Raw genomic sequence first — 12,505 nt, 5'->3', positions numbered from 1 at the left:
GTCACCGGGTCGTGAGCGCCGGGGGGAAGCTGTGCGGGTCCGTTCGCAGCCGGGCAGGACGCGGTTCGTCGGTCGTGCCGCGGAGCTGGCCGAGTTGGTGTCCATTGTGGACGGTCCGCCCGCGCCGGGTTTCCGGTTCGTGCAGATCGCGGGGGAGCCCGGCATCGGCAAGAGCAGGCTGCTCGCCGAGCTGGCCGCGGCCGCCCGGGACAAGGGCCAGGAAGTGCTGGTGGGCCGGGCCAGCGAGTTCGAGACCGACCGGCCGTTCGGGGTCTTCGCCGACGCGCTGGACGACCACTTCGCCGCGCTCGGACCCGCCTGGTACGAGCGGCTGGGCGCGGTCGCGGTGGCCCGCTGCGCCGCGGTGTTCCCGGCCTTCGGCGTGGCGGCCGAGGAGGTCGGCGACCACCTCGGCGCGGAGCGGCACGTGCTGCACCGCGCGGTGCGCGCCGCGCTGGAGGCGGTGGTCGGCCGGGCCGGGCTGGTGGTCGTGCTGGACGACCTGCACTGGGCCGACGTGGCCTCGCTGGAGCTGCTGGACCACCTGGTGCGCAGGCCGGGCCGGGGCAGGCTGACCTTCGTGGTCGCGCACCGGCCCCGGCAGCTGTCGGTGGCCGGGCACACCGTGCTGGCCCGCGCGATGAGCGACGGCCGCGGGCACCGGCTGGAGCTCGGTCCGCTGAGCGAGGAGGCCACCGCCGAGCTGCTCGGGCCGGGCACTGGCCGGGCCAGGGCGGCCGGGCTGCACCGGGCCAGCCGCGGCAACCCGTTCTACCTCCAGGCGCTGGCCGCCTCGGCCGATCCCGCGGTCTGGCAGCACAATCCCGCCGAGCTGACCGAGGAGCTGCCCGCGCACGTGCGCGCCGCGCTGCTGTCCGAAGTGGACAGACTGACCCCGGTGACCCGGCTGGTGGTGCGGGCCGCCGCGGTCGCCGGCGAGCCGGTGGACGCCGAGCTGGTCGCGGTCACCGCGGTGCTGCCGGTGGTCCAGGTGCGGGCCGCGCTGGACGAGACGCTGGCCGCGGACATCTTCCGCGGCGGCACCGGCACCCGCGCGGTGGAGTTCCGGCACCCGCTGCTGCGCCACCTGGTCTACGACGCGGCCCCGCTGAGCTGGCGGGACGGCGCGCACCGCAGGCTGGCCGAGGTGCTGGCCCGGCGCGGCGCGGTGCCCGAGGACCTGGCCCGGCACCTGGAGCTGACCGCCCGGCCCGGCGACACCGCCGCGGTGCGGGTGCTGGTGGATGCGGCCAACCGGGTCCGCTTCCGGGCCCCGGCCACCGCGGCCCGCTGGCTGGCCGCCGCGCTGGGCCTGGTGCCCGCCTCGGCCGTGGCGGACCGGCTCGCCCTGCAACTGGAGCTGGCCTGCACGCTCACCGCGGCCGGGCGCACCGAGGAGGGCGTGGAAGTGTTGCGCCGCCTCATCCGCGGCCGCCCGCCGGGCGGCTCGTCCGCGCACACCAGGGCGGTGGTGCTGTGGTCCACGGTGGAGCGCTGGCTGGGCCGCTTCCAGGCGCTCGCGCCGGTGCTGCGCGCCGAACTGGCCACCATCGACGAGTCCGACCCGGTCACCGCGGCCACCCTGCACCACGAGCTGGCCTACGTCGAGCACGCGCTGGGCAACCAGGAGGTGGCCGAGCAGCACGCCCTCGCGGTCACCCGCACACCCCCGGTGCCGCAGGTGCGCGGCCTGCGGGCCAGCGCAAGCGGACTGCTGGCCTACAACCGGTTCCGGGCCAGGGACATCCCGGCGGCGGCCGGCCTGCTGGACGAGGCCACCGCCGGGTTCGACCAGCTGACCGACGACGAGCTGTCCGAGCACCTGCTCGCGGTGGAGCACAGCCACTGGGCCGGGCTGTTCCTCGGCCGCTACCAGGACTCGCTGCGCCTGGCCAAGCGGGTGCTCGCGGTGGCGGGCACCGGGCACCACCTGGCGGTGCTGCGCAGCCAGCTGCGCGCGGCCACCGCGCTGTACATGCTGGGCGAGCTGGCCGAGGCCGAGCAGTTCGCCGAGGAGGCCATCGAGGTGGCCACCCTGGTCGACCAGCCGCTGGAGCTGGCGCTGAGCCTGCTGCTGACCAGCGAGGTGGCGGTGGACCGCGGTGACCTGGACCGGGCGGTGCGGCTGGCCGAGGACGTGGTGGAGATCGCCCGCAAGCACGAGCTGCGCTCCATCGGCCCCGCGGTGTTCCAGCTGGCCGAGGCCCGCCGGGTGGCGGGCCGGCCGGTGGACCTGGTCGCGGACTTCCCCGAGCTGGGTTACGACCACCCGTCGCGGCGGGTGTGGGAGCTGCCGAGCTTCCAGCTGGAGCAGCTGATCGCGCACGCGGTGGCCCTCGGCGAGTTCGACTACGCCGAGCAGGCGCTGGCGCACTGCCGGATGCTGGCGCACGAGCTGGTCCGCGGCTCCATCGGCCACGCCAAGCTGTCCGAGGCCCTGTTGTCGCTGGGCCGCAAGGACGCCGCCGCGGCCGCCGGGCTCGCCCGCGCGGCCATGGCCGCCTTCGCCGCGGACGGCATGCCGCTCAACGTGGGCAAGGCCCAGCTCACCCTGGGCTCCGCGCTGGCCGAGCTGGGTGAGCGGGCCCAGGCGCTGGCCGAGCTGGACCGGGCGATCGTGCTGTTCACCGGGTGCGGCGCGCACCGCTGGGTCGAGCAAGCCGTGAAGCTGCAACGCAAACAGGGCCGCCGGGTGGCCAAGTCCGCGCCGAGGGTCTCGCCAGGCGAGCTGACCGTGCGGGAGACCGAGATCGCCGAGCTGGTCAGCCAGGGCCTGTCCAACAAGGCCATCGCGGAACGCCTGGTGCTCAGCGAGCGCACGGTGACCACGCACGTGTCCAACATCCTGGCCAAGACCGGGCTGCCCTCGCGCACCGCGTTGGCGGCGCAGGTGCTGCGCGCCGCCAACGAGGAGTGAGCGGGGATCAGGCCATCCGGATGCCCACCACGTAGGCCTCCAGGGTGGCCGCGGAGTTGTGCAGGTGGTCCTTGGCGCTGGACCGGAAGCCGCGCGAGCCGTTGGCGGTGGGCTCCAGCTGCCACAGCAGGTTGCCCTCGCCCTGCCACTTGACCTCGGCGCCGCCGCCGGTCATCACGTAGCCGTCCGGCACGTTGGCGGTCGCACTGGGCTGCCCGGTGAAGGCGGACCCGGTGGGCCGCGGGATGTCCTGCAGCACCTGCCCGACCCGCAGGTGCTTCCTGAGGTAGACGCCCCAGGAGTAGAGGTTGGCCGGGTCGCTGGCGATGTGGTCCTTCGAGCGGGACTTCCAGGAGTGGTTGGTGGCCGGGAACGAGGCGGTCGCCATGTTGCCCGCGCCGTGGTAGTCCGCCCGGAAGCCGCCGCCGAGCAGCACCCAGCTCTCCGTCCCCGGGCTGGGGGCCTCCGCCTCCGGGTGCGACATCACGCCGCTGGGGTCCTCTTGCAGCTTGAGGTTGCCGCGCAGCTCGGCGGCGGACATACCCGCGATCTTCATCCCGATCACGTAGGTGGTCAGCCGGTGCGGGCTGCCCTGGAGGTGGTCCTTGGAGCTCGCCTGCCAGCCGGCGAAGTTGCCGAACAGCTGTGAGGCGGTGAGCAGGGAGCCGTAGCCCTGGTTCGAGGCCGTCGCACCGCCGCCGACGGCGACCTCGTCCACGTCTTGCGGGGTCACCTTGTGGTCGCGGATGACGTGGCCGACTTCGCTCGTCCGGCTGTACACGGTCACGCGGATCCGGCCGGTGGCGTCGGTGTAGGAGTTGATCGGGTAGCCCGTGTTGGGATCGGTGGTGCCGCCGGCGGTGGCGGTGAGCTGGCCACCAGCGGCCAGCAGGCTGACCGCGGCCAGCGCGGTCAGCAGGACTCTGTTCGACTTTCGCAAGGGGACGTCCTTCCTCGGGATGGTGCCGGGCAAGACAATCCGGTGCACCCGGGCACCACCTCGTAGGAACTGCGTATGGCCATAGGTCTGCCCGAAAGGACTCGCGGCCCCGGTGTGTCCACTCGCTACGGTGGAGCCGAGGGGGAGTCATGTCTTGGGTAGGACGCCGCGGCGAGCTGGCCGAGCTGGTGGCATTCCTCGACGCACCAAGGGATCGGGTGCTGCGGATCGCGCAGGTCACCGGGGATCCGGGGATCGGCAAGACCGCGCTGGTCGACCGGGCGCGGGCCGTGCGGCCGGATGTCCGGTGCGGCAACTCGCTGCGGGAGGCGCTGGCCGCGGACCGGCGTCCGGTGGTGCTGCTGGACGACCTGCACCGGGCCGATGCGGAGACGCTCGCGCTGCTCGGCAGGCTGGTGCGCTGCCCGGACCGGGCCTGGCTGACCATCGTGGCCTGCTACCGCCCGCGGCAGCTGGCCCCGGCCGTGCGCGCGGTGCTGGACCGGGCGAACGGGCCGCGGATCGAGCTGGGGCCGTTGTCCCAGCGGGACGGCGCGGAGCTGCTCGGCCTGGCGATCGGCGCGCGCCGGATGGCCGAGCTGCACGCGGCCAGCGGCGGGAACCCTTGCCACCTCTTGGCCTTGGCTGCTGAGCCGCCGGCGGGCACGGTGGCCGCATTGCTGTCCGAAGTGGACGAACTCGGTGAGACCGGCGCGCTGGTGCTGCGCGCGGCCGCGGTGGTCGGCGAGCGGATCACCGCCGACCTGGTGGCCCCGGCCAGCGGCCTCGCGGAGGCGCTGGTGCGGCAGGGACTGGACGACGCGCTGGCCGCGGACCTGTTGCGGGCCAACGAGGACGGGCCGCTGCTGGAGTTCCGGCACCCGGTGGTGCGGCGCATCGTCTACCGCGCCGCCCCGCACAGCTGGCGGCTGGCGGCGCACTGCCGGATCGCCGGGGTGCTGCTCGCCCAGCGCGCCGCCGCCCCGGACCGGGCCCGGCACCTGGAGTTCTCCGCGCGGCCGGGGGACCGGGCCTCGGCCGAGGTGCTGGTGCGGGCCGCGCGCGAGGTGCGGCTGCGGGAACCGGCGACCGCGGCCCGCTGGCTGGCCACCGCGCAGCGGCTGTGCCCGGAGCTGGACGGGCGGCTGGAACTGGCCGACGTGCTCATCGCGGCCGGTCAGGCCGAGGCGGGCATGGCGCTGTTCCAGGAGGTGGTGGGCGCGGCCGACCACACCGCGGCCCGGACCCTGGTGCGGTACTCGGCGGTGGAGCGGATGTTCGGCCGCAACCTGACCGCGCGGGCGCTGTTGCGCAGGGCGCTGGCCAGCTGGCCGGACGGCGACCCGGTCGACCTGGCCGCGGTGCGCTGCGAACTGGCCTACGCCATGCACAACACCGGCGACCGGCGGGAGGCCGTCCGGCTGGCCGGGCAGGTGATCGGCGCCCCGCTGCCGAAGGGCGCCGCGGTGATCCACGCGGCCTGCCACGCGCTGCTGGCCTACGACCACTGGACCGAGGGTGCGCCCGAGGCGGCGCGGCGGGCAGGCGACCGGGTGGTCGCGCTGGTGGACGAGGCGACCACCGCGGAGCTGGCCGAGTGGCTGCCGGTGGTGGAGCAGTGCGCCGGGATCACCCTGCACCTGACCCGCTACGCCGAGGCCCGGCGGCAGAGCGTGCGGATACGGGAGGTGGCCAGGGCCACCGGGCAGCGCCTGGTGTTGCTGCGCAGCCACCTGCGCGAGGCCTTCGCCCAGGTGCTCACCGGCGCCTGGACCGAGGCGGTGGCGAACCTGGACGAGGTGGACGAGCTCGCCGAACACCTGGGCAGGCCGCCGGTGCTGGCCTACGCCATGGTGCTGCGCGGCCACCTGGCCGGCGAACGCGGCGATCCGGCGGCCGCGCTGGAGTTCGCCGAGCGGGCCGTCGAGCTGGCCCCGGCCGGCGACCACCCGTGGTGGGCGCAGGTGCGCTGGCAGCTGGCCGAGGCGCGCCGCGCGCTGGACCTGCCGGTGCCTGCTGACTTCCTGGACGAGGTGCGCGACCGGCTGCCACCGTTCCACCTGGAGCAGCTCGCCGAGAGCGCGGTGCGCCGGGGCGCGCTGGCGGAGGCCGCGGACTGGGTGCGCCGCTGCCGGGCGCTGGCCCGCGAACCGGTCGCGGTGGCCTACGCGGAGCTGGCCGAGGCGCGGCTGCTGGCGGCCGGTGGCGAGTGGCCGGCAGCGGCCCGGCTGGCCGGGGCGGCGGCCGGGTGCTTCGCCCAGACGCCGCTGCGGCCGAGCCTGGGCCGGGCGCACCTGGTGGCAGGCACGGCGCTGGCCGGGCTCGGGCAGCGCGCGGAGGCGCTGGCCGAGCTGGACACCGCCTGCGCGCTGTTCGCCGAGTGCGGGGCGAGCCGGGCGCTGGAGACGGCGGTGCGGGTGCAGCGCGGGCTGGGCAGGCGGGTGTCCAGGGCGGCCGGCCGGGTGGCGCCCGGTCAGCTGACCGCGCGGGAACGGGAGGTGGCCCAGCTGGTCAGCGAGGGCTGCCCGAACCGGGTGATCGCGGCGCGGCTGGCGCTGAGCGAGCGCACGGTGACCACGCACGTGTCCAACATCCTGGCCAAGACCGGCCTGTCCTCGCGCACCGCGCTGGCCGCCCACCTGCTCAGGGGCTGACCGGGTCCTCCGGCCACTTGTGCTTGGGGTACCGCCCGCGCAGTTCGGCGCGGACCTGCGGATAACCGTTGCGCCAGAAGGACTCCAGGTCGCTGGTGACCGCGGACGGGCGACCGGCCGGGGAGAGCAGGTGCAGCAGCACCGGCACCCGGCCGTCGGCGATCCGCGGCGTGCTGGTCCAGCCGAAGGCCTGCTGCACCTTCACCGGCAGCACCGGGGTCTCCTCGCCGTAGTCCAGCCGGGCCCGGTTGCCCGAGGGCAGCGCGATCCGCTCCGGGGCCAGCTCGTCCAGCTGGCCGGCCACCGGCCAGGGCAGCAGCCTGCGCAGCGCCTGGCCCGCGTCCACCTTGGCCAGGTCGGCCCGCCGCCGCGCGGTGGCCAGCTCCGGCCCGAGCCAGGTTTCCAGGCCCGCCAGCAGGTTCTCCTCGTCCATCGGCGGCCACGGCTCGCCGAAGACCCGGTGCAGGAAGGCCAGCCGCTGCCGCAGCCCGCGCGAGTCGGGCGTCCAGCGCAGCAGCTCAAGCCCCTCCTTGCGCAACCCGTCGATCAGCGCGGCCCGCACCGACTCCCGGTCCGGATCGCGCAACGGCTTGTCCGACAAGGTGATCGCGCCCAGCCGCTCCACCCGCCTGGCCACCACGTCGCCGTCCGCCCAGCCGATCTTGTCCACAGTGGACAGAAGGTTCGCCCCGGCCCGGCGGGCCAGCGCCTCGTCCGCGACCGCGGCCAGCCGGATCCGCCCGTGCGTGCGGCCCGGCTCCCGGTCGGCCACCGCCACCGCCAGCCACTCCGCCTCGCCCAGCCCGTCGGCCGCGCCGCGCAGCTCGACCGCGGTGCCACCGGCCATCAGGTACACCCCGGTCTGCCCGGACCGCTTGCGCGCCAACCGTTCCGGGTAGGCCAGCGCGGCGATCAGCGCCGGATCGTCCCGGCCGCCCGGTGAGTCCGGCAGCGAGCGGGCCAGCCGGTCCGCCTCCCGCCGCCACCGGCTCTGCGCCGGTCCGCGCTCGTCTCGCAGGCGCCGCAACGAGATGCCCAGATCGGCCGAGGCGGCCAGCGTGTCGTCATCCAGCACCGCGACCACCTCGGCCGCCCGCCGCGAGCCGACCCGCCGCGCGCCGTCCACCAGCGCCCTGGCGAAGCGCGGATGGGTGCCCAGCTCGGCCAGCTCCCGCCCGCGCGGGGTGACCGCGCCCTCGGCGTCCAGCGCGCCGAGGGCGTGCAGCACGGTGCGCCCGGCGGTCAGCGCCCCGGCAGGCGGCGGATCCCACCAGGACAGCGCGGACCCGTCCGGCGTGCCCCAGCAGGCCAGCTCCAGGGCCAGCCTGGTCAGGTCGGCCAGCCGGATCTCCGGTTCGGGATAGCGCGGCAGGGTGGCCTGCTCGTGCTCCGGCCAGCAGCGGTACACCCGCCCCGGCGCCTCCCGCCCGGCCCGCCCGGCCCGCTGCTCGGCCACCGCCGCGGACACCCTGGTGGTCACCAGCCCCGACATGCCCCTGCGATGGTCCACAGTGGACACCCGGGCCAGCCCGGCGTCCACCACCGCGCGCACCCCCGGCACGGTCAGGCTGGACTCGGCCACCGCGGTGGCCAGCACCACCCGCCGCCGCGGTCCCGGCCGCAGCGCCGCGTCCTGCGCCGCCGAGGGCAGTCTGCCGTGCAGCGGCAGCACATCCGCGTCCAGCCCGGCAAGCGCCGAGGCCACCCGGTTGATCTCGCCCACCCCCGGCAGGAAGGCCAGCACGTCCCCGTCACCCTCGGCCAGCGCCACCCGCACCGCCCGCGCCACGGCCTGTTCGGCCCGCTGCCCGCGCACCGGCGGCAGGTAACGAGTCTCGGTCGGGAAAGTGCGCGCCTGCACCCGCAGCACCGGCGCGTCACCGAGCAGCGTGGCCACCCGTTCGGCGGCCACCGTGGCCGAGGTGGCCAGCAGCCGCAGGTCCTCGCGCAGCCCCGCCCGCGCGTCCAGCAGCAGCGCCAGCAGCAGGTCCGCGTCCAGGTGCCGCTCGTGGCACTCGTCCAGCACCACGATGTCCACAGTGGACAGTTCAGGGTCGTTCTGCAACCGCCGCACCAGCAACCCCGAGGTCACCACCTCGATCCGGGTGCGCGCCGAGCGCTTGCGGTCCCCGCGCACCGCGTACCCCACGGTCTCCCCGACCGGCTCACCCAGCAGCTGCGCCATCCGCGCCGCGGCCGCCCGCGCGGCCAGCCGCCTCGGCTCGGCCACCACCACCCGTGCCCCGCCCTCGGCCAGCGCCAGCGGCACCAACGTGGTCTTCCCGGTGCCGGGCGGCGCGACCAGCACCGCCGCGCCGTGCGCGGTCAGCGTGCGGACGATCTCGGGCAGCGCCGGGCGAACCGGCAGGTCGGGCAGCTCCACAACGACACAGTCTGCCCTGGCAGACTCGATCCCATGAGCGCACTGGGGCGGATCGGGACCGGACTGGCGATCACGGTCGCGGTCGCGGCGGTGGGCCGGATGGTCAACTCCGCGCGGGTGATGCGCAGGGTGGACCCGCTCCCGGCCGAGCCGTCGGCGGGCCCGGCCGAGGTCGTCGTGGTCATCCCGGCCAGGGACGAGGAGTCGACCATCGGCCGAGGGGTGGCCGCCCTGCGGGCCCAGCGGCACCCGAACCTGCGGATCGTGGTGGTCGACGACGCCTCGGCCGACCGCACCGCGGAGCTGGTCGCCGCCCAGGCCGCTCAGGACGAGCGGGTCACCCTGGTCCGCGGCGAGGGGCCGCCGCCCGGCTGGTCCGGCAAGGTCGCCGCGATGGCGGCCGGGGCGCGCGCCGCGGGCGAGTCCGCGGAGTGGCTGCTGTTCATGGACGCCGACGGCGTGGCGGGACCCGGACTCATCGGCCGCCTGCTGGCCGCCGCCGAGGCATCCGGCGCGGACCTGGTGTCCAGCCCCGGTGCGATGCGCCCCAGCGCGGGCGCCAGCCTGCTGCTGCCCTCGGCGATCGTGGCGATGTTCGAGGTGGTGCCGCCCAACGGGAACCGCAGGCGGGTGCTCGCCATCGGCCAGTGCCTGCTGCTGCGCCGCAGCGCGTACCGGCGCATCGGCGGCTGGGCCGCGCTGGCCGGGTCCACCACCGACGACGTCGACCTGGCCACCAGGGTCAGGGACACCGGCGGCCGGGTGCTCATCGTGGACGCCACCGACGAGCTGAGCGCCCAGGGCCACGACGGGTTCGGCCAGCTGTGGCGGTCGCTGCGCAAGAGCTTCGTGGTCGGCAGCGAGGGCAACCTGGCCCTGCTGGTCGCGGGCGCCGTGGTGTGCCCGCTGTTCGGCCTCACGCCGGTGGTCGCCACGGTCGCCGGGCTGGCCCGTCGCGACCCGAAGATCGCGGTGGCCGGGCTGGTCGGCTGGGCCGCGCAGGCCTACGCGCAGCTGCTGTTCACCCGGTTCTTCGGCCAGCCCAGGGCGACCGCGCTGCTCGCGCCGCTGTCCTGGACCGCGCTGGGCAGCGTGCTGGCTGCCGGGACGGCCCAGGTGCTGCGCGGCACCGCGAGCTGGCGTGGCCGCTCCGTCACCCACTGAGATCAACCGAACTCGTTGCGTGACAACGGAATATCGCCTTGCCTAGATCGCTTATCCTCGTTGCGCCTACTTAGTGTCGCTAACGAAGATCATGGAGGCAGCGTGCGTTCGGCCGAGCAGTCCCAGGACCAGAACGCACAGCGGTTGCCGGCCGAGGTCTGGGTGCTGGTGGTGGCCAGCTTCGTGATCGCGGTCGGCTTCGGCATCCTGGCCCCCGCGCTGCCCAGCTACGCGGCCAGCTTCGACGTCGGCGTCACCGCGGCCTCCATCGTGATCAGCGCCTTCGCCTTCATGCGACTGGCCTTCGCGCCGGTCAGCGGCCGGCTGGTGACCAGGTTCGGCGAACGCCCGATCTACCTGATCGGCATCCTGATCGTGGCGCTGTCCACCGGCGCCTGCGCCTTCGCCGACTCCTACTGGCAGCTGCTGCTCTTCCGCGCGCTCGGCGGCACCGGCTCGACCATGTTCACCGTCTCCGCGGTGGCCCTGCTGATCCGGCTCAGCCCGCCGAACCTGCGCGGCCGCGCCTCCGGGCTGTGGGGCACCGGCTTCCTGCTGGGCAACGTGATCGGGCCGATCTTCGGCGGCCTGCTGGTCTCGGTCTCGCTGAAGGCCCCGTTCCTCGGCTACGCCGCCGCGCTGGTGCTGGCCGCCTTCGTGGCCTGGCTGTTCCTGCGCCGCTCCACCCTGGCCGCGCCGGTGAAGGACGACGACGGCCCGGTGCTGACCGTGCGCGAGGCGCTGCGGCACCGTGCCTACGTGGCCGCGCTGGCCTCCAGCTTCGCCAACGGCTGGGCGGTCTTCGGCGTCCGGGTCTCGCTGATCCCGCTGTTCGTCTCCGCGGTGCTGCTCAGCGAGCCGAGCATGGCCGGCTGGGCGATGACCGTGTTCGCGGTGGGCAACGCGGCCATGCTGCTGCTCTCCGGCTGGCTGGCCGACCGGCAGGGCCGCAAGCCGCTGGTGCTGATCGGGCTGGTCATCACCGCGATCGGCACGGTGTGGCTGGGCTTCACCACTTCGGTGCCGATGTTCCTGGCCTCCTCGTTCGTGGCCGGGCTGGGCGCGGGCCTGCTCAACCCGCCGCAGAGCGCCGCGGTGGCCGACGTGATCGGCAACCGGGGCCGCGGCGGTCCGGTGCTGGCCGGGTTCCAGATGACCGCCGACATCGGCGCGATCATCGGCCCGCTGGCCGCCGGGGCGATCGCCGAGACGATCTCCTTCCAGGCCGCGTTCGCGGTCACCGGGTTGCTCAGCCTGCTCGCCGCGCTGGTCTGGCTGGCCGCGCCGGAGACCCTGCCCAGCAAGGCGGAACCGGCGCAGGAGACCCATCGGGGCACGGCGCTGGCCGCGGAGTGCGGCTGCCTGGACGAGGGGCCGGAGCTGCCACTGGGCGAGCGGGTGGCCGGAAAACCGCGTCAGCCCGAGGTCTAGAAGCTGGGAACGTGGGGGACCGGCGCCCTCGCAACCGGCCCCCCACGTGTGCCAGGAGTGTGCAGGCCGTCACCCGGTCTAGGGAATGGGTACTCCGTCCGACTGACGGGTCTGGAGCTACACGCTGTTGATAAACAGTTTGGGTGAAATCCGGGTCCGGGCGGAAAACGGCCAGTTCAGGGTCATCCGGCGGTATCCCCGCATACCCGTGGCGTTCATCCGGGAAAGTTCCGACGGTAATTCAAGGGAACTCCGTTCAGCCCCCCACGCTCACCCCGATGAGTGAACCGACGAGGTAGGTGGCGCCGGCCGCGATCGCGCCGAACATCAGCTGCCGCAGCCCGTTGAGCCACCACGGCCGGGTGGTGAACCTTGCCACGACCGCGCCCGCGATGACCAGGCCGACCCCGCCGACCAGCAGGCCGGCCAGCAGAGAGTCGAAGCCCAGCAGGTAGGGCAGCAGCGGGAACAGCGCGCCGACGGCGAAGCAGAAGAACGAGGAGATCCCGGCCAGCCAGGGCGAGGGCTGTTCCGTCGGGTCCACGCCCAGCTCCTGGGTGATGTGCACCCGCACCGCCAGCTCCGGGTCCCGGTGCACCTCGGCGGCCACCCGGCGGGCGGTGTCCTCGGTCAGGCCCATCGCCAGGTAGGACTCGACCAGCTCCTGCTGCTCTGCCTTGGGGTGCGCGCGCAGCTCGGCCCGCTCCACCGCCACCTCGGCCCGCACCTGGTTGTTCTGCGTCTCCACCGAGGCGTACTCGCCCAGCGCCATGGAGAAGGCCCCGGAGACCAGCCCGGCCATCCCGGAGAGCAGGATCACCCCGGCGCCCGCTCCGCCGCCGCCCACGCCCGCGACCAGCGCGATGTTGGTCACCAGGCCGTCCATCGCGCCGAAGACGGCCGGCCGCAGCCAGCCACCGGAGACATCGGAGTGCACGTGCCCTACTTCCCCGGCGCCACTGCTTTCCGGTGCGGTCATGAAATTCACCGTAGCCCGGCCGTGCGAAAATCGGCAT

The 12,505-nt window shown here is 74.9% G+C and carries 7 protein-coding genes; 4 read left to right on the top strand and 3 right to left on the bottom strand.

The genetic code is table 11. From position 1 onward, the window contains the following. The first annotated feature begins 31 nt into the window (after positions 1-31). Positions 32-2,917 carry a LuxR family transcriptional regulator gene (locus N8J89_RS35855; RefSeq protein WP_283661376.1) on the top strand — a complete coding sequence of 962 codons (2,886 nt, stop codon included), beginning with the start codon at positions 32-34 and terminating at the stop codon, positions 2,915-2,917. 7 nt (positions 2,918-2,924) lie between these two features. On the opposite strand, the gene N8J89_RS35850 is transcribed toward N8J89_RS35855, so the two are convergent. Further along, a complete protein-coding gene (locus tag N8J89_RS35850) occupies positions 2,925-3,857 on the bottom strand; it encodes a hypothetical protein (protein ID WP_283661375.1) in 933 nt (310 codons plus the stop codon). A gap of 149 nt (positions 3,858-4,006) precedes the next feature. Here N8J89_RS35850 and N8J89_RS35845 point away from each other — a divergent pair, with 149 nt between their 5' ends. Further along, positions 4,007-6,511 (top strand): LuxR C-terminal-related transcriptional regulator, encoded by a 2,505-nt coding sequence (locus N8J89_RS35845; RefSeq protein WP_283661374.1) that lies wholly within the window; start codon positions 4,007-4,009, stop codon positions 6,509-6,511. Here N8J89_RS35845 and hrpB read toward each other — a convergent pair. After that, positions 6,501-8,894 (bottom strand): ATP-dependent helicase HrpB, encoded by a 2,394-nt coding sequence (gene hrpB, locus N8J89_RS35840; RefSeq protein ID WP_283661373.1) that lies wholly within the window; start codon positions 8,892-8,894, stop codon positions 6,501-6,503. The genes N8J89_RS35845 and hrpB overlap by 11 nt on opposite strands. 33 nt (positions 8,895-8,927) lie before the next feature. On the opposite strand from hrpB, the gene N8J89_RS35835 reads away from it, so the two are divergent. Continuing rightward, complete coding sequence (locus N8J89_RS35835) at positions 8,928-10,058, top strand: glycosyltransferase family 2 protein (RefSeq protein ID WP_283661372.1); 1,131 nt, start codon at positions 8,928-8,930, stop codon at positions 10,056-10,058. Positions 10,059-10,160: 102 nt separating this feature from the next. Then, positions 10,161-11,489, top strand: coding sequence for an MFS transporter (locus N8J89_RS35830; protein WP_283661371.1), 1,329 nt, complete (start codon positions 10,161-10,163; stop codon positions 11,487-11,489). A gap of 256 nt (positions 11,490-11,745) precedes the next feature. On the opposite strand, the gene N8J89_RS35825 is transcribed toward N8J89_RS35830, so the two are convergent. Beyond that, positions 11,746-12,468 (bottom strand): VIT1/CCC1 transporter family protein, encoded by a 723-nt coding sequence (locus N8J89_RS35825; protein ID WP_283661370.1) that lies wholly within the window; start codon positions 12,466-12,468, stop codon positions 11,746-11,748. Positions 12,469-12,505: the final 37 nt, after the last annotated feature.

Source organism: Crossiella sp. CA-258035, from assembly GCF_030064675.1.
Lineage (GTDB): Bacteria > Actinomycetota > Actinomycetes > Mycobacteriales > Pseudonocardiaceae > Crossiella.
This window is presented reverse-complemented; position numbering and strand designations above follow the sequence as displayed.